This window comes from Pseudomonas sp. GNP012 (assembly GCF_054343835.1).
In genome coordinates, this window is the sequence record NZ_JBTGUU010000001.1 from 2,142,554 (window position 1) to 2,163,670 (window position 21,117).

20 protein-coding genes and 2 pseudogenes are annotated in these 21,117 nt (G+C 58.3%); 8 read left to right on the forward strand and 14 right to left on the reverse strand.

From position 1 onward, the window contains the following. Window positions 1–33: 33 nt before the first annotated feature. Window positions 34–1,071 (forward strand): alpha/beta hydrolase family protein, encoded by a 1,038-nt coding sequence (locus ACXX83_RS09625; RefSeq protein WP_218499987.1) that lies wholly within the window; start codon window positions 34–36, stop codon window positions 1,069–1,071. Between the two features lie 84 nt (window positions 1,072–1,155). On the opposite strand, the gene ACXX83_RS09630 is transcribed toward ACXX83_RS09625, so the two are convergent. Together ACXX83_RS09630 and ACXX83_RS09635 are read right to left on the reverse strand one after the other, a co-directional pair. Continuing rightward, the gene (locus ACXX83_RS09630; RefSeq protein WP_015095009.1) at window positions 1,156–2,343 is read right to left on the reverse strand and encodes an MFS transporter; all 1,188 of its coding nucleotides are present in this window, start codon (window positions 2,341–2,343) and stop codon (window positions 1,156–1,158) included. Window positions 2,344–2,612: 269 nt separating this feature from the next. Beyond that, window positions 2,613–4,199, reverse strand: coding sequence for an ABC-F family ATPase (locus ACXX83_RS09635; protein WP_033044478.1), 1,587 nt, complete (start codon window positions 4,197–4,199; stop codon window positions 2,613–2,615). A gap of 488 nt (window positions 4,200–4,687) precedes the next feature. Between ACXX83_RS09635 and lpxO the strand changes: the two genes are divergently transcribed. Beyond that, a complete protein-coding gene (lpxO, locus tag ACXX83_RS09640) occupies window positions 4,688–5,587 on the forward strand; it encodes a lipid A hydroxylase LpxO (RefSeq protein WP_217838323.1) in 900 nt (299 codons plus the stop codon). Window positions 5,588–5,637: 50 nt separating this feature from the next. Here the strand turns inward: lpxO and ku are convergent, their stop codons facing one another. Beyond that, complete coding sequence (gene ku, locus ACXX83_RS09645; protein ID WP_458548253.1) at window positions 5,638–6,498, reverse strand: non-homologous end joining protein Ku; 861 nt, start codon at window positions 6,496–6,498, stop codon at window positions 5,638–5,640. Between the two features lie 193 nt (window positions 6,499–6,691). On the opposite strand from ku, the gene ACXX83_RS09650 reads away from it, so the two are divergent. Continuing rightward, the gene (locus ACXX83_RS09650; protein WP_458548254.1) at window positions 6,692–7,045 is read left to right on the forward strand and encodes a hypothetical protein; all 354 of its coding nucleotides are present in this window, start codon (window positions 6,692–6,694) and stop codon (window positions 7,043–7,045) included. Window positions 7,046–7,108: 63 nt separating this feature from the next. Beyond that, entirely contained in the window at window positions 7,109–8,260 is a 1,152-nt protein-coding gene (locus ACXX83_RS09655; protein ID WP_458548256.1) for a PQQ-dependent sugar dehydrogenase, read from the forward strand. Window positions 8,261–8,356: 96 nt separating this feature from the next. On the opposite strand, the gene ACXX83_RS09660 is transcribed toward ACXX83_RS09655, so the two are convergent. Beyond that, window positions 8,357–9,457, reverse strand: a complete 1,101-nt coding sequence (locus tag ACXX83_RS09660) for a GNAT family N-acetyltransferase/peptidase C39 family protein (protein WP_458548257.1) — start codon at window positions 9,455–9,457, stop codon at window positions 8,357–8,359. Window positions 9,458–9,550: 93 nt separating this feature from the next. Between ACXX83_RS09660 and ACXX83_RS09665 the strand changes: the two genes are divergently transcribed. After that, on the forward strand, window positions 9,551–11,137 hold the full coding sequence (locus tag ACXX83_RS09665) for a RimK family ATP-grasp domain-containing protein (protein ID WP_225923751.1): 1,587 nt from the start codon (window positions 9,551–9,553) through the stop codon (window positions 11,135–11,137). Window positions 11,138–11,144: 7 nt separating this feature from the next. Beyond that, the gene (locus ACXX83_RS09670; protein ID WP_217838328.1) at window positions 11,145–12,068 is read left to right on the forward strand and encodes a magnesium transporter CorA family protein; all 924 of its coding nucleotides are present in this window, start codon (window positions 11,145–11,147) and stop codon (window positions 12,066–12,068) included. A gap of 133 nt (window positions 12,069–12,201) precedes the next feature. On the opposite strand, the gene ACXX83_RS09675 is transcribed toward ACXX83_RS09670, so the two are convergent. Continuing rightward, a complete protein-coding gene (locus ACXX83_RS09675) occupies window positions 12,202–12,537 on the reverse strand; it encodes a DUF2834 domain-containing protein (RefSeq protein ID WP_458548259.1) in 336 nt (111 codons plus the stop codon). 247 nt (window positions 12,538–12,784) lie between these two features. Here ACXX83_RS09675 and ilvA point away from each other — a divergent pair, with 247 nt between their 5' ends. Then, the gene (gene ilvA, locus ACXX83_RS09680; RefSeq protein WP_458548261.1) at window positions 12,785–13,798 is read left to right on the forward strand and encodes a threonine ammonia-lyase, biosynthetic; all 1,014 of its coding nucleotides are present in this window, start codon (window positions 12,785–12,787) and stop codon (window positions 13,796–13,798) included. Window positions 13,799–13,829: 31 nt separating this feature from the next. Here ilvA and eco read toward each other — a convergent pair whose 3' ends face one another. Continuing rightward, window positions 13,830–14,312 (reverse strand): serine protease inhibitor ecotin, encoded by a 483-nt coding sequence (gene eco, locus ACXX83_RS09685; RefSeq protein WP_015095019.1) that lies wholly within the window; start codon window positions 14,310–14,312, stop codon window positions 13,830–13,832. Between the two features lie 294 nt (window positions 14,313–14,606). Here eco and ACXX83_RS09690 point away from each other — a divergent pair, with 294 nt between their 5' ends. Continuing rightward, window positions 14,607–14,873 carry a DUF1652 domain-containing protein gene (locus ACXX83_RS09690; RefSeq protein WP_015095020.1) on the forward strand — a complete coding sequence of 89 codons (267 nt, stop codon included), beginning with the start codon at window positions 14,607–14,609 and terminating at the stop codon, window positions 14,871–14,873. Here ACXX83_RS09690 and ACXX83_RS09695 read toward each other — a convergent pair. The 8 genes and pseudogenes from ACXX83_RS09695 to ACXX83_RS09730 form a co-directional block, all read right to left on the reverse strand. Further along, a complete protein-coding gene (locus ACXX83_RS09695; RefSeq protein WP_015095021.1) occupies window positions 14,870–15,265 on the reverse strand; it encodes a hypothetical protein in 396 nt (131 codons plus the stop codon). The two genes, ACXX83_RS09690 and ACXX83_RS09695, sit on opposite strands and share 4 nt — an antisense overlap. A gap of 91 nt (window positions 15,266–15,356) precedes the next feature. Further along, window positions 15,357–15,623 (reverse strand): DUF2790 domain-containing protein, encoded by a 267-nt coding sequence (locus ACXX83_RS09700; RefSeq protein ID WP_126045760.1) that lies wholly within the window; start codon window positions 15,621–15,623, stop codon window positions 15,357–15,359. Window positions 15,624–15,863: 240 nt separating this feature from the next. Further along, on the reverse strand, window positions 15,864–16,808 hold the full coding sequence (locus ACXX83_RS09705; RefSeq protein ID WP_458548263.1) for a carbohydrate kinase family protein: 945 nt from the start codon (window positions 16,806–16,808) through the stop codon (window positions 15,864–15,866). A gap of 13 nt (window positions 16,809–16,821) precedes the next feature. Further along, window positions 16,822–17,576 (reverse strand): annotated as a pseudogene (locus tag ACXX83_RS09710) (FGGY-family carbohydrate kinase); the annotation flags it as partial. Next, window positions 17,567–18,067 (reverse strand): hypothetical protein, encoded by a 501-nt coding sequence (locus ACXX83_RS09715; protein WP_458548264.1) that lies wholly within the window; start codon window positions 18,065–18,067, stop codon window positions 17,567–17,569. The pseudogene ACXX83_RS09710 and the gene ACXX83_RS09715, both read right to left, overlap by 10 nt. A gap of 95 nt (window positions 18,068–18,162) precedes the next feature. Beyond that, window positions 18,163–19,069, reverse strand: a pseudogene (locus ACXX83_RS09720) (helix-turn-helix domain-containing protein). Window positions 19,070–19,177: 108 nt separating this feature from the next. After that, window positions 19,178–20,056: a phosphatidylinositol-specific phospholipase C domain-containing protein gene (locus ACXX83_RS09725; protein ID WP_458548266.1), complete on the reverse strand. Its 879-nt coding sequence runs from the start codon at window positions 20,054–20,056 to the stop codon at window positions 19,178–19,180. A gap of 178 nt (window positions 20,057–20,234) precedes the next feature. Further along, complete coding sequence (locus ACXX83_RS09730; RefSeq protein WP_458548267.1) at window positions 20,235–21,110, reverse strand: PI-PLC domain-containing protein; 876 nt, start codon at window positions 21,108–21,110, stop codon at window positions 20,235–20,237. Window positions 21,111–21,117: the final 7 nt, after the last annotated feature.

Here is a 21,117-nt window from a genome sequence, read left to right on the forward strand (position 1 = left end):
ACGTCTCAAGTCCGGTAACAAGGTGGGCATCTCATGGTGCGTCTTTGTGCAACTTTACTGATTTGCCTGCTCAGCAGCCTGAATACAGTGCACGCCGCGCCTGCACCGCATCCGCACTGGAGCGTCGGCTTTCATGAGATGACGTTTCTCGACCCACTGGACCTGCAGCCGATGCGTGCCATCGCCTTCTATCCTTCCAGTGATTGGGAACACACCAGCAAACTCGAGGGTTATACCGTCGAAGCCGGGGAGGACACCAAGGTCGCCATTGGCCGGTTCCCGATGCTGATGCTGTCCCACGGTAACACCGGAACCCCCCTGGCCTTGCACGACCTCGCCACCTCGCTGGCACGCAAAGGTTTCGTCGTGGTGGCGGTGATCCACCCCGGTGACAACTCCAGGGACCACAGCCGCCTCGGTACTTTGAGTAACCTGTACGGCCGGCCGATCCAGATTTCCGAAGCCATCACTGCCACCCTGGGCGACCGCATGTTGTCCCCCTTCGTCAACGCCGATCAGGTTGGCGTCATTGGTTATTCGGCCGGGGGCGAGACCGCATTGATTCTGTCCGGCGCCACGCCGGACCTGGATCGCCTGCGCCGTTATTGCCAGGAACGTCCGGACGACCGCGACGCCTGCAACACTCAGGGTGAATTGATTGTCGACCGCGACGACCTGCAACCGGTGGCGGACCCACGCGTGCACGCCTTGATGCTGATGGCGCCGTTGAGCCTGAAGTTCGGTCGCCACACCCTGGCTGATGTGCACGTGCCGGTGCTGCTTTACAGCGGCGATGGCGACAAGCTGGTGGCGGTCGACAAGAACGCCGCAGCACTGGCGCGCAAGCTGCCGACGGCGCCTGACTTCAAGTTACTGGCGGGAGCAGGGCACTTCGTTTTCATGGCGCCGTGCAATGACGAGCAGATCGCGATCATGCCCGCGCTGTGTACCGATGCCGATGGCGTCGATCGGCAAGACATTCACCGCAATCTGATCTCTGAAGCCGGAAGTTTCTTCTCGCGCACCCTGGGCAGGGCGACCCGGGCCGGGATGCAGACGGCTGATCAATAGATTTCTTTGTAGGAGCTGCCGAAGGCTGCGATCTTTTGATCCTAAAGTCAAAAGATCGCAGCCTGCGGCAGCTCCTACAGAGGTTCAAGCCATGGCGCGGTGCTTGAGCAGCAGGGTCAGTCCCAGGCCGATCACCGACAACAACGCGGCACTGAAGAAAATCCACGAATACCCCATGTTCAATGCGATCGCGCCCATCAAGGGGCCGGCGATCGCCAGCGCCAGGTCGAAAAACACCGCATAGGCACTTAGTCCCGCGCCCCGGCTGGAATTGGGCACCTGTTTGATGGCCTCGACACCCAGCGCCGGGTACACCAGCGACAGGCCGAAGCCGGTCAGGCCGGCGCCAATCAGCGCGTACCCGGTCGACGGGGCCAGCCACAGCAGCACCAGGCCCGCCGTCTCGATGCACATGCAGGCAATGGCGCAGGTGAACCCGCCGAATCGGCTGATGGCGGAAATGAACAGCAGCCGCGACAGAATGAAACAGACCCCGAACACGGTCAGGCAATAGGCGGCACCGGTCCAGCCGCGATTGACGTAATACAGGGTGATAAAAGTCGTCAGGGTGCCGTAGCCGATGGAAGCCAGGCTCAGGCTCGCGCCAAACGGCGCAATGCGCCCGAACACCGCCCAAAACGGCAAGCGTTCACCACGTACCACCGGCACCGAGGGCTTGTTGCGAATCAGCAATAGTGCAGCCAGGGCCAGCAGCGACAGGGCGATGCCCAGGCTGGCGAAACCGAGTTGTTGCACCATGACCACGCCCAGCGGCGCACCAATGGCAATCGCACCATAGGAGGCGATGCCGTTCCAGGAAATCGACCGCGCGGTGTGCTCGGCGCCCACCTGACCCATGCACCAACTGATGGTGCCGACGCCGATCAAGCCTTGGGCAATGCCCAGCAACAAGCGCCCGGCGATCAGGATCAGCAGGCTGAGCAACGGCAAACCTTGCAACAGGGTCGACAGCAGCGTCAGCAGGCCACTGAGCACAATCCCGGACAAGCCATAGATGATCGCCCGCTTGGTGCCGACGCTGTCCGACATGCGCCCGGCCATGGGGCGACTGAGCAGGGTGGCGAGGTATTGCGAGCCGATGGTCAGCCCGGCCACGATGGCGCTGAACCCCAATTGCTCGTGGACATAACCCGGCAATACCGCAATCGGCAAACCGATGCAGAGGAAGGCAATAAAGGTATAGAACACGATGGAGACGATCTGCAGGGTGATCGCCATGGAGCTTTGCGGGGGCACTTGCTGCACAGACATGAGGGCTCGTTCGCGGGCGGCGGTGGGAGAACTGCATCATGGCGCGGGACATTGATAAAAGGAAGCAGGCTAACTAATTATTGCTGGTATCGAGGGCCTCTTCGCGAGCAAGCCCGCTCCCACAGGGGAAATGCATTCCAAATGTGGGAGCGGGCTTGCTCGCGAAGGATTCGGTACCCAACAAAATCCTGGCCATGAAACACAAAAAGCCCCGTCACATGGACAGGGCTTTCAACTTGCAGCTTGCGGCTTGAAACCAATAGCTGCCCTTAGAACACCACACCCTGGCTACGCAGGTAGTCGTCATAGGTGCCGCTAAAGTCGGTCACGCCGTTCGGGCTCAACTCGATGATGCGGGTGGCCAGGGACGATACGAACTCACGGTCGTGGCTGACGAAGATCAGCGTGCCCGGGTAGTTTTCCAGCGCCAGGTTCAGCGCCTCGATGGATTCCATGTCCAGGTGGTTGGTCGGTTCGTCCATCACCAGTACGTTCGGCTTTTGCAGGATCAGCTTGCCGAACAGCATGCGGCCTTGCTCACCACCGGAAATGACCTTGACCGACTTGAGGATCTCGTCGTTGGAGAACAGCATGCGGCCCAGGGTGCCACGAATGATCTGCTCGCCCTGGGTCCACTGGCCCATCCAGTCGAACAGGCTGACGTCGTCTTCGAAGTCATGGGCGTGGTCCTGGGCGTAGTAGCCCAGCTCCGCGCTTTCGGTCCACTTCACGGAACCGGCGTCCGGGGTCAGCTCACCCATCAAGGTACGCAGCAGGGTGGTCTTGCCGATACCGTTCGGGCCGATGATCGCCACGCGCTCGCCGGCTTCGACGGTGAAACTGAAGTTCTTGAACAGGGTCTTGCCGTCGAAGCCCTTGGACATCTGCTCGATGGTCACGGCCTGGCGGTGCAGTTTCTTGGTCTGTTCGAAGCGGATGAACGGGCTCACGCGGCTCGATGGCTTGACTTCGGCCAGCTGGATCTTGTCGATCTGCTTGGCGCGGGAAGTGGCCTGCTTGGCTTTCGAGGCGTTGGCCGAGAAGCGGCTGACGAACGTTTGCAGTTCGGCGATCTGGGCTTTTTTCTTGGCGTTGTCCGACAGCAGTTGCTCGCGGGACTGGGTCGCCGCGGTCATGTACTCGTCGTAGTTGCCCGGGAACAGGCGCAGCTCGCCATAGTCCAGGTCGGCCATGTGGGTGCAGACGCTGTTGAGGAAGTGACGGTCGTGGGAAATGATGATCATGGTGCTGTTACGCACGGTGAGAATCGATTCCAGCCAGCGAATGGTGTTGATGTCCAGGTGGTTGGTCGGTTCGTCGAGCAACAGCACTTCCGGATCGGAGAACAGCGCCTGGGCCAGCAATACGCGCAGCTTCCAGCCCGGAGCCACTTCGGACATCGGACCGAAATGCTGTTCCAGGGGAATACCCAGGCCCAGCAGCAGTTCACCGGCGCGGGATTCGGCGGTGTAGCCGTCCATTTCGGCGAATTCGGTTTCCAGCTCGGCCACGGCCATGCCGTCTTCTTCGCTCATTTCCGGCAAAGAATAGATGCGGTCGCGCTCGGCCTTGACCTTCCACAGCTCTTCGTGACCCATGATCACGGTGTCGATCACGGTGAATTCTTCGTAGGCGAACTGGTCCTGGCGCAATTTACCCAGACGCACGTTCGGCTCCAGCATGACCTGGCCGCCGGACGGCTCCAGGTCGCCGCCGAGGATCTTCATGAAGGTCGACTTGCCGCAACCGTTGGCGCCGATCAGGCCGTAACGGTTGCCACCGTTGAACTTGACCGAAACGTTTTCGAAGAGCGGCTTGGCGCCGAACTGCATCGTGATGTTAGCTGTAGAAATCAAAGGTTTTTCCTGCGAAGCATTCAGAGTAGCTAGGGTTGCGGCAGTACCGGTTCAGTACCCGTTTCCACTGTCCGGTCCGCGGGACATTCATCCCGATCGGCAGTGGAAGTTCAATCTGGCATTAAGTGGACAGCAGCATGTGGCGCGCCTGGCCCGAGTCGATGTGCGCTGAAAGGGGAATTTCCCGCTTTCAACCTGGTGGCGCGTAAAGTTTGGCGGCGATTGTACTGGTCTGGCTCTTTAAACGATAGGGCGTTGAGGCCGCAGTGACGTTTCGGCGGATTTTGTGGACAGTTTTTCACAGTTACAGGTTAACTATTGGTTACAAACTGTGGCTAAAATGCCATCTGTCGGCCAAGCGCCGATCGTCGGTGTAGCTCAATGGTGCTACAGGGCCGCTGTTTCGTTTTCAGCCGCTGCACAAGACCCGGAGACCGGCATTCCGGTAAAGGGCGCAGTTTGTTTTCTTCTGACGTGTGACGATTTCCGTGAAACTGATCATTGCCGTTATCTACGTTGTCTCTATTGCGTATGTCCACCTGCGTGGCCAAGTGCGCCATAAGCTGGGCCGCCAGTTGAGTGATCACTCGACGTTTCTGGCGCCGATCAATTGCTTTCTTTATCTGTTTTCGAAAATCCCTAACAAACCCTATCTCGACCCGGCCGACTTCCCCGACCTGAGTCCGCTGCAGGCGCACTGGGAAGAAATTCGTGCCGAAGGCCAGAATTTGCTTCGGGCCGGCCAGATCAAGCGTTCGGACCAGTTCGATGACGTGGGTTTCAACTCGTTTTTCAAGACCGGCTGGAAGCGCTTCTATCTCAAGTGGTACGGCGACAGCCATCCATCGGCCATGAAGCTCTGCCCGCGCACCACCGAACTGGTGCAGGGCATTGGTTCGATCAAGGCGGCAATGTTCGCCGAGTTGCCACCGGGGTCCAGACTGGTGCGTCACCGCGACCCGTATGCCGGTTCGTACCGTTATCACCTGGGTCTGGAAACCCCCAACGCCGAGGGTTGCTACATCAATGTCGATGGCCAGGACTATCATTGGCGCGATGGCGAAGCGGTGATGTTCGATGAGACCTACATTCATTACGCAGAAAACACCACGCAGCAGAACCGCATCATTTTGTTCTGCGACGTCGAGCGGCCAATGAAATACAGATGGGCAGCAGCATTCAATCGCTGGTTCAGTCGCCATGTCATGTCGGCGGCGGGTGCGCCAAACGAGGCGGGCGACAGGACCGGCGGCCTCAACCGCCTGTTCGGCAAGATCTACAAGGTTCGCCTGCACGGCAAACAACTGAAAAAACGCAACCGCAAGCTTTACTACCTCGAAAAGTGGTCGATCTTCGCGGGGTTGCTGGTGGTCATCATTCTGATCTGAGTGGTATGTCCGGGCGGCGTCCAGACGATGAGGCCGGTACATCCAGCCAATCACTGACCGGCTTTCTTCTTCGCGGCCGGTTTGCTGTTCGCCTTGGGCTTTGCCGTTGCCTTCCCCGCACCCTTGCTGCCCAGGCTACGCTTGAGCAGTTCGGTCAGGTCAATGACATCCGCCGTTTTACGTAGCTCTTCACCAGAGGCGGTCTCGACGTCTTCGATCTTGCCTTCATGGGCCTTCTTGTCCACCAGGGTCATGATCTTGTCCTCGAAACCATCCCGATAGTCTTGCGGCGACCACTGGGCGCTCATGTCCTCCACCAGGCGCCTGGCCATGTCCAGTTCGCCCTTGGCCAGTTCCGGCCGGGTCACTTCGCTGCCCAGCGCCAACTCATCGAGGCTGCGAACTTCCGCTGGCCAGCGCAGCATCACCAGCACCAGCGCCGACTCCAGCGGCATCAGCGCGGCCAGGTGCTGTCGCGTATGCAGTACCACATGGGCGAGGGCGACCTTGCCGGTTTTGCTCAGGGTTTCGCGCAGCAATGCATAGACCTTGCCGCCGCGCTTGTCGGGTGCCAGGTAGTAGGGCGTGTCGATGTTCTGCAAGGGAATCTGCTCGCCGTCGACAAAGGAAAAAATGTCGATGGTCTGGGTCGAGAGCGGGTGAGCGCTGCGGATCTCCTCCTCACTGAGCACCACGTACCGGCCCTTTTCGTATTGCACGCCCTTGACGATGTGCTCCTTGGTGACTTCCTTGCCCGTGACCTTGTTGACACGCTTATAGCCCACCGGGTCCATGCTGCGGCTGTCCAGCCAGTCGAAATCGACGCCCTGGGAAGACGTTGCCGAGACCAGCGCCACGGGGATATGCACCAGTCCGAAGCTGATTGCGCCTTTCCAGATTGCCCGTGCCATGGTCGTCTACTCGCGAGTGATGTTCAGGTGACCTGCGGCCTCGAGCAAAAGTTTCCGTGGTCTTTGGGGCCGTTCCTTTAACCGGATCAACGTCGTGTTACATCTTGCCGGGGAGGTTTTTGTTAACAAATACGAACCCCGGGCGTAGCGTGATATCGAAGTCCTTATCCACGTGACGTAGCGAGGCACCGCCATGAACCGATACGTGTCTGGCGCCATTGCGCTGGCCCTGAGTGCTGTACTGGGCCCAATGGTCGAGGCCGACACCTCTGCTTCGTTGCGCATGGCCCAGAATCTGCCGGGCAACACCAACAACAATCCTTACAGCAGCCCGATCAACCGGGCCAACCCCAACAGCATGCAAGGCACCCGACCCAGCGCCCCGGCCATTCGCGGGCCCAATACCGTGCCGGTCCCGCGCCCGCCGACACTGGACAACGGCGGCATCGGTAATCGCTACCCCGAGCGCAGCGCTCCCGCCAGCCCACCGACATTCATTCCCAATCCTGCGCCACGAGACACCGGCACCGGCACCGGCAACCGTTGAGCGGCCGGCATGACGTGTGCCCAGGTTTTATCCGTCCTCATGATCATCAGAAAAGGAGTCTGCATGTTGCGTAAAAACTCATTGGCAATCCTCTGTACCAGCGTATTGATCACCGCCACTGTCCCTGTGCTTGCCGCGCCCACCCAGACGATGAAAAGCGAAGAGGGCACTCTCGAGGTGACCCCTGTCGTGACGGGACTGGAGCACCCCTGGGCGCTGGCATTCCTGCCGGATGGTAAAAGCATGCTGGTCACCGAGCGGCCCGGCAACCTGCGGCTGGTCACCGCCGACGGCAAGCTGTCGGCACCGCTCAATGGCGTGCCAACGGTCTGGACCAAGGGGCAGGGCGGCTTGCTCGACGTTGCGTTGTCACCCGATTTCAGAAAGGACCGGATGGTCTATCTGACCTATGCCGAAGGGGGTGGAGAGGACAATAAGGCCGGTACTGCGGTGGGGCGCGGCCGGCTCTCCGACGATCTGACGGCAATCAAGGACTTCCAGGTGATCCTGCGCCAGGAACCCAAACTCTCGCAAGGCAACCATTTCGGTTCGCGGCTGGTGTTCGATCGAGACGGCTATCTGTTCGTGACGCTGGGGGAAAACAACGAGCGCCCGACCGCCCAGGACCTCGACAAGCTGCAAGGCAAGGTGGTGCGAATCTACCCGGACGGCACGGTGCCCAAGGACAACCCCTTTGTCGGTCAGGCCAACGTGCGCCCGGAAATCTGGTCCTACGGCCAGCGCAACCCGCAAGGTGCGGCGCTCAACCCGTGGAACGGTACGCTGTGGGAAAACGAACATGGCCCTCTGGGCGGCGATGAAATCAACATCATCCAGCGCGGCAGGAATTACGGCTGGCCACTGGCGACCCATGGCATCAATTACTCCGGTAAACCGATTCCCGAAGCCAGGGGTGAAACCCTTGAAGGCACCGTTGCCCCGAACCATGTCTGGGAAAAGTCCCCGGGACTGAGCGGCATGGCGTTCTACGATGCCGATCGATTCAAGGCGTGGCAACGCAATGTGTTCATCGGCGCATTGGTCAGCCAGGAGCTGATCCGCCTGGAGTTCGATGGCGACAAGGTGGTTCACGAGGAGCGCTTGCTCGGGGCGTTGAGAAAGCGTATTCGCGACGTGCGGCAGGGGCCGGATGGGTATTTGTATGTGTTGACCGATGAAGAGGATGGTGCGTTGTATAAGGTCGGATTGAAGTGAAACTCACACGCCGCCTTCGCGAGCAAGCCCGCTCCCACAGGGGAATGCATTTCAAGTGTGGGATCGCGAAGGCTGTTGGAGCGACCACAAAAGCAGCTACTGCTTCTGTCCATACACAATCACAGCCGCCCTCAATTTGTCCCGGCCAAAGCTGCACATCTTCTCGAACTCCCCATGGCTGACCGGCAGGTGCTGGCAGTCCATGGCCTGGCGATGCTGGCTGTGGTCCACATCGGGATCGTGCAGATAGACAAATTCTTCATCGCAATCGGTCACTATCACCCAGTGCGGCGATTTGGAGCGGGTCAGGCGATAGCTACTGATCAGCACCAATGGCTGCCCGCCATGCTCCAGCAGTTGCGCAAGATTCAGTGGCCCGCCGATCTCGCACACGACGTCACTGGCAAGCAGCTGCGCGGTGAACTCTTCGTGCACCAGACGCATTACGTCTTTTTTATGCTCATCGCGCACCCCGTCAAGGAACAACGGCCCGGCCTTGCTCAGTTGCAGGCGCACCCGAAGTTCGCGGCGCCAGGCCGCCAATGCCAGGCCTTGCGGGCTGCAGCCACCGTGGCCGGAGGTCATGAACACGGTAGTTGCCTCGCGCCAGATCTGCAGTTCTTCACGCCGCTCCAGCAAACGCCCCGGCTGCAACGCGCCCATGGCCATGAGCAGGCAGGCCGGACCGCAGGTGAAATCGGTGGTCTGTGGGTAGTAGGGTACTTGGATGTTGCGTGATTCGCGGTGCTGGAGGATGCGTTTTTCCAGGCGCAACGCATCGGCGTGGTCTTGATAATAGTCGTGGATCAGGGCAAAGCGCCGGTAACCGTTACGTTCATACAGGGCAATCGCCGCCGGATTGTCGATACGCACCTCCAGACGCAGATAGGCGCAATCGTGTTCCAGGGCAATGGCTTCGGTGCGATCAAGCAGTTGCTTGCCCAGGCCATTGCCCCGCGCCTGAGCCGCGATGGCTATCGAATAGAGACGCGCCAGCGACGTACCTCGATGGAAAAGCACCAGGGCGTAACCCAGCAGATGCTCGCCGCGCTGGGCCACGAGCAGTTGCCCGTTGGCGCGGCTGATCATCCATTGAAAGCTGCGACTGTTGAGCCGATCGGTGGTAAAGCACTGCTCTTCAAGTTGCAGCAGTGCGGGTAAGTCTTCTATTACCGCCAAACGAAAAACTGTATTCATACTGACCACCGTAAAAGTTGCGTAACGAAACGGGACTTTCGAAAAAGTTCGTGCTTAATAGGAAAGGTCTTGTTCTCCAACGGATCAATCACTATGTCAGCGGTACAAGGTCATTGGCGCGAAGTATCCGAGCAAACTTTGCCGACAGCAATCACTTCGGCAACTTATTTAAATGATTCCAATAAAACTTCCAGCCAGTTGATTATCATCGTCGAACGCAAGGAAGACTGGGCCTCCTATTTTCCCAGCGAGGACATCGTCACGGCCCAGGAGTATCTGGAACAAACCCGCGACAATGAGCAGGGCAAGCGCGTGCAGGTCATCAACCTGTGCCGCAGCTACAAGTACCTGGGGCACGGTTATTACTGCTCGCTGCTGGCTGAAGCCCGTGGGCACAAGGTCATTCCGTCGGTGCGAACCATCAGCGAACTGACCCGCAAATCCCTCTATGGCCTGGCGCTTGACGACCTGGATAAAACCCTGGAAAAAGCCCTCAGTCATCATGCTTACAGTGACACCGAAGGGTTTACCCTGACGCTGTATTTCGGCAAGACCAATATTGAACCCTTGCAGGATTTGGCCAGGCAATTATTTGAAGTGTTTGCCTGTCCGATCTTGTTAGTTGAATTTCGCCGAACTAACGGTTGGCATATCGAAGGCATCAAGTCGGGTGCGTTGCACAAGTTGCGGGAGGATCAGGAAGATCAATTTGCCCACTCCCTCGACAGTTTCAGTCGCAAGATCTGGCGCCAGCCGCGCTCACGGCGGCTGGCCCGCTACGACCTGGCCATCCTGCACGATCCCGAGGAAGCCCTGCCACCGTCGAATGCCAGGGCGCTGGACAACTTCGTCCGGGTCGGCCGGACCCTGGGCATCGATGTCGATTTGATCGAGCGCAAGGACTATGCACGGATTGCCGAATACGACGGTTTGTTGATCCGCGAGACCACCAGCGTCGACAACCATACCTATCGCTTCGCCAAGAAAGCCGAGAGCGAAGGGCTGGTGGTGATGGACGACCCGACATCGATCCTGCGCTGCACCAACAAGGTGTATCTGACCGACCTGCTCAAGAGTCATCAACTGGGCATGCCCGCCACTGAAATCCTCTACAAGGAACGACCGGAAGACTTTGAGCGGGTTGGCGAACGACTGGGCTTTCCGCTGGTGTTGAAGATCCCCGACGGTTGTTTCTCCCGGGGCGTGATCAAGGTCGAGAGCCAGCAGGCGTTGCTCGAAGCTACCGCCGAACTGTTCGAACATTCGGTGCTGTTGCTGGCCCAGGAGTTCTTCTACACCGAGTACGACTGGCGCATTGGCGTGCTCAACCGCAAACCGATCTTTGCCTGCCAGTACTTCATGTCCAAGGGCCACTGGCAAATCTACAACCACAAGGCCAAGGGCCAGGACATCAACGGTGAATGCCGCACCCTGGCGGTTCACGAAGCGCCGCGCGCGGTGGTGGAGCTGGCGGTGAAGACGGCCAACCTGATCGGCGACGGTCTCTACGGGGTCGACCTCAAACAATCCGGCGACAAAGTGGTGGTGATCGAGGTCAACGACAACCCGAACATGGACGCCGGCATCGAAGACGCCTACCTGCAGGACGATCTGTATTCACTGGTGCTGGAAGAGTTCGTTCGGCGTCTGGAGCTTAAACGTCGCGGCCAGGCCTGGTGAAGCAGCGATGATCAAGAGTTTTCAGTTGAGCGGTGGAACGCTGCAGGCCGTCGAGCGACTGGATGCCGAGGTGGTGCTGTTCAGTCACCCCGATGCGGCCGAGCGCGACCTGCTGCACAGTCATTTCAAACTCGACGAACACGCCTTGGCCTCGGCGCTGGACCCTGACGAGGTGTCGCGCATCGAGTTCCATCCCGACAACCTGTTCCTGATCTGGAAGCGTCCGGACAGTTACTCCGGCGCCGACAACCTGGGGTTCCAGGTGTCGTCCTGTGGCCTGCTGTTTTCTCCGGGGCGCTTGCTGGTGATCGCCACCGATGACGCACCGCTCAACGGGCTCGGCAAGCGCCAGGCGCTCGACACGCCACTGGATGTCCTGCTCGATCTGCTGTTCAACAACATCCACCACTATCTGGGGCACTTGAAGGTGATCAAGCTGATCGCCCGGGAATTGCAGCAGAAATTCAACGCCTCGATGCAGAATCAGCATCTGATCCAGATGTTCAACCTCAGCGAGAGCCTGATCTATTACATCAATGCGATTCACAGCAATGGCGCCGTGCTGAACCGACTGCGCAATCATGCGCAAAAGCAGGGCTTCAACGCCGAGGCCATCAGCCTGATCGATGACCTGATCATCGAAAACAACCAGTGTTACAAGCAGGCGGAAATCTATTCGACGGTGTTCTCCGGCCTCATTGACGCCCGGGGCAACCTGATGAACAACAGCATGAACAACCTGCTGCGCAAGCTGACGTTGATCAACGTGGTGTTTTTGCCCTTGAACCTGATTGCGAGCATCGGCGGCATGTCCGAGTTCAGCATGGTGACAGCGGGAACGCCGTGGTGGGTATCGTACCCCTTGCTGCTGTCGACGATGATGATCGGGGCGGGGGCGATGGTAGTGGGGCTCAAGCGGTTGGCGAAGTGATGGCGGTGAGTCAGGCAATGATGATGTCGAATCTGATGACCCCTTCGCGAGCAAGCCCGCTCCCACAGGGGATTTCAGTGGGCGCAAGACAAGTGTGGGAGCGGGCTTGCTCGCGAAAGCAATTTCAAGGTTTCTACAACTGTCGAGTCGCGGCAGGCAATTTCTTGCGATCCTGAACCCCGCGTACCACCAGATACAACAATGGCCCAACAGACACAAACACAGCGGTGATCAATAGATAAGGCACCACCGAAAGCGTCGACAGCCCGCGCTTTCGCGCATCCCGGTACATCCAGATACCCGCCAGCGTCGCCAGCAAGTACAGATCGATCACCACCTGCGCAGTATCGGGACGTGACATCAGGCTGATGCCGAAGTCGATCAGCGACTGTTCGGCCTGGAGCATCACCGAAAGGGTATAGCCGGCAAAGGCGACCAGGACGATAAGGGGCAGGGCAATGGCATTCATGTGTTCCTTCCTTGGGCAATGACTGGAATCGGCAGCCTAGAGGGATCTGCACAAATTTGCCATTGACTTGCCATCAACGCCCGGCTAATTTCGAGCCATGACTTCCACCGTATTGCGCTGCCAGCCAAGCATTATTACCGCCATTCCTCATTTGGCGGGCTAGCTCACGACTGCAGCACCCAACCCGCCCTCGAGGCGGGTTTTTACTTTCTGTCTCCCGGGCCCCGATCAATGTCAGGAGACGACCATGAGTTTTACAACCGACCAGCAATCCCTGCTTGAACGCTACGTCAAAAAAATCCTTGCCGCGCCGGTGTATGAACTGGCGGTGCGCACGCCTTTGCAAGCGGCACCGGCCTTGTCCGAGGCACTGGGCAACCAGGTCCTGCTCAAGCGTGAAGACTTGCAACCGACCTTTTCCTTCAAGATCCGCGGCGCCTACAACAAGCTGGTGCAACTGAGCGATACGCAAAAGGCTCGCGGCGTGGTCACGGCTTCTGCCGGTAATCATGCGCAGGGTGTGGCGCTGGCTGCGCGGGAGTTGGGAATCAGCGCCACTATCGTAATGCCTTGCACGACGCCGCAATTGAAGGTGATCGGAGTTCGTAGCCGGGGCGCCGATGCGGTATTGCATGGCGAAAGTTTTCCGTTTGCGCTGATCTATGCACTGGAGCTGGCCGCGGAAAGCGGGCGCACCTTTGTTTCGCCCTTTGATGATCCGGATGTGATCGCGGGCCAAGGCACGGTGGCCATGGAAATCTTGCGTCAGTATCAAGGTCCGCTGGACGCGATTTTCGTGCCGGTGGGTGGCGGGGGGCTGATCGCAGGCATCGCCACTTACATCAAATACTTGCGGCCGCAGGTGCGCATCGTTGGCGTCGAGTCGGAGCATTCCGCGTGCCTGCAAGCCGCGTTGCTGGCCGGTGAGCGAGTCATCCTGCCCAAGGTCGGCACCTTTGCCGATGGGGTGGCGGTGGCGCAGATCGGCGCTTACGGTTTTGAGGTTTGCCGGTTTTGCGTTGATGAGGTGGTGACGGTCAGCAATGATGAGCTTTGCGCCGCCATCAAGAATATCTACGACGATACCCGCTCGATCACCGAACCTTCCGGTGCGCTGGCCGTGGCCGGAATCAAACAGTACGTGGCACGCAGCGGGATACGCGGCCAGACGCTGGTCGCCATCGACTCCGGTGCCAACATCAATTTTGACAGCCTGGGGCATGTGGCCGAGCGCGCCGCGTTGAACAGCGCGCCGGCATGACTCTGGTGCAGGCCGATAACAGATGCCCGGGTTATTCCTGAATGGCCTTCTCGACCTTGTTCGACGCCGACCAGATTCGGTAGCGCACTTCGATGTCCTTGGGCACGTACAGCACGAGCGGCAGCTTGCTGTTGTAACGCAGCAGGAAGCCGTCACCGACCACTGGCACAAAACCCTGTTTGCTCGTGCCGTCCGGGCAGGCCATCAGCGTGCTCATCGGGCCAATGACTTTTTCCAGGCGATAGAAGGGGTAGCCCCAACCCTCGAGGTTTTTCTCTTCGAGAATGCCGCCCAGACGAGGGCGGTTGCAATCTACGGTCATGGTTTTGCCGGCCAGGATCTCGACCTGGAAGTCATCTTCCCGGGGCTGTGGCGCCAGGTGAATCACCTGGCGGGTAAACCCGCTCTCGGCTTTCGGATAGGGCGCGGTGTCTTCGAGTTTGGCGGCGTGCGCCACGCTGGCAAGCCCCAGTGCGAACAGCGCAGCGCCAGCGTTAACGGCCAAAGAATTCATGATGCCTCCTTGCTTGAAGTGAAGGGCGGCATTTTCACTGTCGTGTGGCACGAATGCAAACCCGCGGCGCCAAACGTGCAAACTGCAGGGGGCGCCAGGGGCGTACATTGCAAACTGCACGGCAGGTTTTACAGGTGACTGACCTAAACCCTTGAATTGCCGATGAGCTGCACTCCGAAATCCGGGGTATGTTTTATGCTGTAGCTGTCCTTGAAGCTTGCCGGGCTTTTATATGAGAGAGCATACGAGCGAGCGTTGATGTTGATTGGCAGTCTCACAAAGGAGAGGGTCGCCATGTTTCTTTCTGCCTTGGAACTTCGCCGTATTATCGAAACCAGCTTTTTACCCAAGCGTTGCGAGTGCACGTTGTCACCGGATCTGTTGATGACCGTGAAGGTTTATGCCGACGGGCAAACCGATCATCTCGATCTAAATGTCACCGGCATCGATGCCTCCGGACTCAATGGTTGTCGGGAAATAAACGAGTTGATTACCCAACTGCGTTCCGGACAGCATCACGTAGAAGTCGAGCCACACTCCATACTGGGCAAAGCGCTTTAACCTGCAGTTTCGAGTTCCACCGACACGTGCCGGGTCTGGAAGAATGCCAGGCCCAGCGCCAGTTCAAGCCCGACAGCCAGCAACATGCCCGGCCCGACATGGCCGGCGAGCCATTCGGCAAAACCCAGCACGGCCAATCCCCAGCAGCCGACGACGAAGCCGAGGCTCAGCGCATTGCGGGTTGCGCAAGGGGATGCGTTGCGAACCAGGTAAGAGAGCACGCTAAACGCTGCGAACAGCACGGCGGTGCGGCGCGCGACCAATCCTGCCACGAATGAAAATTCGATACCCCAGAGCGACAGTAGCCATTGAGGTGCCAAACCCCAGACCAGGCTCAATAAAAGGCATAAGGCGGCGGTAAACATCGACAAGGTGCGAAACGAAAACTGCATGGCCAATCCTTGCGGGCAGTGAGGGGGGCGCTAGAGCATAGCGCCGCAGCCCTCAAAGGAATACTGCCAGGTATCAAATCAGACGTTTCGGTCAGCCTTGGTTCTCGCAGGCGTCGGAAAGTTTACGGTAGGTGATTTCTGCGGGTTTTCCCGTGTCATCGATGTACTTCATGTCAGCCTTCACCACTTTGCACTCCAGGGTGTCTGGCTCGGTCAGTGAAATCACTTTGCTGACATGCAATGGCATGCCGTAGTGATAGGGCACGGCCTGAGAGGTAGCGGTGTCATTGGCCTGGGCCAGGCCGGTAAACGCGGTGCAGGCGAGGGCGGCGGTAACCAGCAAGATGCGAGTATTCATCAGTGATCTCCAGTGCGTACGGGAAGTCAGTTCGATGTGTGGCTTGTCGAACCTGCCGCACCGGGCGTCAGAACAGTCTGAGGGCGTGCGGTCAAGTGAAGTGTTGGACCGCACGGTTAAGCGAGGGTTAACCCGGCTGAACGCCGCCTGTCGCGAAGGCGCGATCCTGTTTATCAGTTAAGACCATAGGGCGCCTGATAGAAAGTCATCGCGAGCAGGCTCGCGAAGTGGCCCTCGAATTCAGCGCAGATCCAGCTGCTCCCGATAAGGCAGATCCGGCCCGGTCTTGCTGCACGTCAACGCCGCCGCCTGCACCGCGAACTTCAGCATGCCGTCAATCTGCTCGCGGCCAAGTTGCTTCACACCCTCCACGGAATCCAGTTGCTGCTCGGTCAACCAGGCAATCAACGCCGCTTGAAAGGTATCGCCCGCGCCCACGGTGTCGGCGATTTTTACCGCGCAGGCTGGAGTCGACCACGAGCCGTGAACCCGGCTGAACACGGTCGCGCCTTCGCCACCCCGGGTCAGGAACACCAGCTGGCAGCGATGCCGCATCCAGCCCTCGATCACTTGCGCCGGGGCCTGGCCTGGGTACAACAGATGCAGGTCCTCGTCGCTGATCTTTATCAGGTCGGCCAATTGCACCAGCGTCGCGATCCGTTTACGCCACAATTCAATGTCCGGTTCCGGGTTCAGGCGCACGTTCGGGTCGAGGCTGATCAGGCGTTTGCCACTTTCCCGGCGCACCAATGCCAACAGGGTGTCGGCAATCGGCTGCACCACCAGGGAAAACGATCCGATATGCAGGCCGCGCACTTCAGGCCCGAGTGCCGGCAGGTGCTCCGGTTTCAACTGTCGATCGGCGCAACCTTCGCCACGGAAGCTGTATTGCGGCGAGCCATTGGCGCCCACGGCGACCATCGCCAGGGTGGTCGGCGCGGCGAAATCCAGCAGGAAGTCCTGGCGCACACCTTCATCCTGCAGCACCTGCAACAGGCGTCGGCCCAGGTAGTCGGTGGACAACCCGGCCAACAGCGCCGAATCCACGCCCAACCGGCGCAATCCCACTGCCACGTTGAACGGCGAGCCACCGGCGATGGCTTTGAAATTCACTTTGGACGCCAGACCGCCGGCGTCGTCTTCACTGAAAAAATCGAACAGCGCTTCGCCACACACCAGGTACATAGTTGTTCACTCTTCAAAGGGTTGCGACTTGCTGTCGATAGCGTTCATAAGCCTGCTGACTGGCTTGTACATTGTCGGAGACCGGCAGGGTTTCACCGGCCGGGTCGAGTTTTACGCAACGCTCGCACAAGTCCGCCAGGCTGAGTCCGTTTCCGTTTGTCCAGGATACGCACCAGGCCGCCTGGATTGCCGCACCCAGGGCCGCGGCCTCGCTTTGTTCCGTGCAGATCACGGGGGTATTCATGATGTCGGCGACGATCTGCCGCCACACCGCGCTTTTCGAACCGCCACCGATCAGCCGAATGCTGCGGCTTTGTAAGCCATTGTGGCGTAGCAGGTCCAGTCCGTAACGCAAACCGAACGTCGTGCCTTCGACGACCGTGCGGCACAGATTGGCCCGGGTCAGGTTGCTCATGGTCAGGCCCGACAGGCTGCCGCTGGCATGGGGCAGGGCGGGTACCCGCTCGCCGTTGAAGAACGGCAGCATGCTCACGCCTTCGGCACCAATGGGGGCTTTGGCAACCAGTGCGTTGAACTGATCGATGTCGAGGTCCAGCAGGTCGCGAATCAGGCCGGTGGCGTTGGTCAGGTTCATGGTGCAGATCAATGGCAGCCAGCCGCCACTGGAAGAACAGAACGTGGTGACTGCGGCCTCCGGGGCGACATTCGGCTGATCGGCAAGGGCCACACCGTGCCTGACGAGCCGAGGCTCATGGTGATTGCACCGGGCCGGATATTGCCGGTGCCGATGGCCCCCATCATGTTGTTGGCAGCACTTTGGCTGATACTATTTTGCACTGATGGAGAAATGCTGAAATGCGAGTCCATACTTTGCGTCGCCGCACGGGCGCTTGTACCTGGATTGACTCAATCGACATGGTTTGTCCGGTGGCCAATTTAAACTGCACGAAGAATTTTCCATCCGCATCGGCTTTTGCACCTGTAATCAGGTACGAGCTGTGCTGACGAAAAGGCAGCCCCTGAATCTCGTGGACACCAGCGGGATGCTCAGCAATCAATGTTTCGCCGGGAAGAAGACCGCGGAGGCGGATCAGCACCCGGACGTCAATCGACGGCGCAAGTTGCTGCCCAAAATCCCGACGGGCGAGGGTTGAAAACCAGCAGTTTTTGTTGGCGGTGTCATCCTGTTTTATTTCACCTCCACCCGTCCATCCCTGGGTGTCTCCCGGTGTGTCGAAGCGTGCGTATTCGTCGATGTTTGTTGGGGTGATGGAATCTTGCGAGGAATCGGGGCTCATGGTCTGAGGTCTCGATGTGGATGACAGGGTTGCTGCAAGCATGGATAACCCATCACGGCCAAACCACTGTCAAAACTACCAGTTGCGACCAGCGGCTATCCCTGGTTTTGCTCGGTCAGCCGCTGCACCACCAATCGCCGGTAATGCGAAGGCGTCATGCCCTTGAGCTGCTGGAAGCGCCGGTTGAAGTTGGAAATGTTGTTGAAGCCCGATTCGAAGCACACGTCCGTGACCGGTTTGTCGCTATCGGCGAGCAACTCGCAGGACTTGCTGATGCGCAGGCGATTGACGAATTCGATGAAATTGCGCCCGGTGGCCTGCTTGAATACGCGGCTGAAATACGTGGGCTTCATGCCCAGATGTTCGGCGACTTCTTCCAGCGGCAATTCCCGGCCGTAATGGGCGAAGATGTAATCCACCGCGCGGTTGGTGCGATCGATGTTGTTCTCGTCGGCCAACTGTGGCGTCGTGGCGCCGGAGAGCAATTGGTAGTCGTCGGTGGCGGCGAGCAATTCGAGCAGGATGAAAAAGTGCCCGAGCCGGGTTATGCCGCTGGTATCGGCAATGCGCTGCATCAACTGCATGGCCTGGGCAATGGTGTGCTTGCTGCGAAACTCGATGCCGTACTGCGCGCGTTCCAGCAAGGGGGGCCAGGGTTTAGAGCTCGGCGAACACTTGATAGCCGCTGTCGAACAACTCGTCGGTGAAGTTGACCAGCATGTCGCGCTTGGGCACCACTTCGTCCTCGGCCACCTGGCTGATCCAGTTATGGGGCAGGTTGGGGCCGGTCAGGAACAGGGTTTGCGGATAGAAGTTGCCGATATAGTCGCCAATGAATACCTTGCCGGAACTGGCGACGATCAGGTGCAGCTCGTATTCCTTGTGGAAATGCCAGCGCACCAGCGGGCAGGGGAAACCATGCTGGCGGTAAATGATGGACAAGCCGTTGTGGTCGTCCATCAATTCGTAGGAAGGATCGGTGACTCTGGCATTACGGGGCATGTCGATACACTTTTCTTGTTATCGCGTCCTGATCATGCCTCTTGTGCGGGGGCTAATGCCAGTTGTCGACGTTGCGAAACCTGACAGGAGCCTTCTCGGCTTTCGGTACTATCCGGGATTTCTGGCTTTTCTGGCATTTATCAAGCTCGCGCTACGGCAGTAGGCAACCAGTTGCGACTCCTCCATGAAATCGACATTGATAATGTTGCACCTTTCGCTTCGGTCGTGGGTGGTGGGGTCAAACCAGTTATCCAGTTCATCATGGATATCGACGGGGCCTCCAACCTTTGAGTAGCTTGTGGCGGACAGTGACCACAAGCTGGTACGGGGAGGTGGCGTCCTCAACACGTTGATGATGTGCTGCTCCAGTTCCTTGACACTTGTGTCGCCAATTCCGCTCCATTTGTGTTCGATTTTCTCGCAGAACCAGGCGGGATTTAACTCCGGATGTTGTTGGGCCGTTACCAGAACTCGCTGCTTGCCGCTGATTTTCTTAAGCTCGCCAAGTGGCAGGCCTCTATTGCCGGTAGGGATTATTCTCTCGCCAAGATAACGGAGCATCATCTCGTTGAAGAGTGCATAGTCGAACGATTGTTGCCCGTCCTTGAGTTGATGAAAATCCAGAATCACAAACTCGTCAGGGTTATCGCGCAAAAACAGATTCACTGCAGCAAATAAAGCTAACAGGTTACGAGATGAGCGATAGCCATTGTGCTGGAACCGGAATTTTTCAAACTCTGTGGCCGGGCCGTCAAAGTCCAGTCGTAAATCGAGTGCGCGTGAACCGTTGTTGAGTTGAGCTGCGAACGAATCGTGCTGGCAGGCCAGCCAGTGCGCGCCGGGGATCAGTGGATAGCTCGCTTGCCGGTCGCACCCTGCATTGTGTGTGCCGGGTAGCGTAAGTTCACCAAGCGAGAGGTTATCGATTGCCGGTGTAGCGCTCATCCAGTTATTGAGTGCGTAATCGTCTCGGGTCGTATTGTTCATAAATGCGTCCTTGCATTGATTGGTGAATAATAAGTTGCGCCAAAGTAGTGTTGATTGAATGCGGTCAAGTATTTTGTCGTGGGACGCGCGCGGTCAATCATCAACTTCATACGGGATGTTGGGTAGCGGCAGGCCAGCGAGCGCGAGTTGTGCGCACTTTGCTGTTTGCTCGCCTCGATCATGTTTTGTGCAGTGAGGGGCCGTAAACGGCCTTCATGCTGCTGGCACTCCAGCAGTAACGGACAATTTCAGATGTGTCGAAAAAGTCGGTATTGATGATGCTGCAACGCGTCACCCAGTCTGCGGTGGTATTGAACCAGTCGTTGATCTCTTGTTTGATATTCCTTGGCCCGCCAAATAGCGTGTAGGCAGTTGCCGACAATGACCAAAAAAATGTGTCGTAAGACGCATTTTTCAGGGTTTTCGCAATATAGGTCCGCAGATCGCCGGAACTGGTGAATGAACTGTCGCGCCATTTGTGGGGGATACGCGGCCAGAAATAGTTATCGTCCAGACCAGACCTGAACTGCGCCGCCATGACAATTCGCCGCCTTGTACTGGAGCGCTTGAGTTCGCCCACGGTGGCATGCCTGTTGGCGGGAAGTATGACCCGCATCCCGAGTCGCCGCACCAGTTGGTCGTTGAGCTTCTTATAATCGAAAGGCTTGCTGCCATCCCTGAGTTCATGAAAGTCCAGTACGAGGAATTCATCCGGGTTGTGATCAAGAAACGACAGCACTGCCTCGATTAATTCGTCCAGTACCCGACCCGAGCGATGGCCACTGTGCTGAAAGTAAAAAACCGCTTGCGGATCTTCCGCGTATTCGAGGCGAATATCCAAGGCCCGTGCGCCATTGGCCAGTTGCCAGGCAAATGAATCGCTCTGGCAAGTGGTCCAGTTACCGGTCACATCATCAAAATCAGGTGCTTTTTTGTCCATCCCTGCGTTATGGGTGCAGGGCCAGACAATATCGGTGAGTTTTAATCTGTCTACGTCGAGGATGTTGCTTATCCAGTTCTGTTTGTAGATAAATTCCGTTTTTTTGACTGTCATGGTTGTT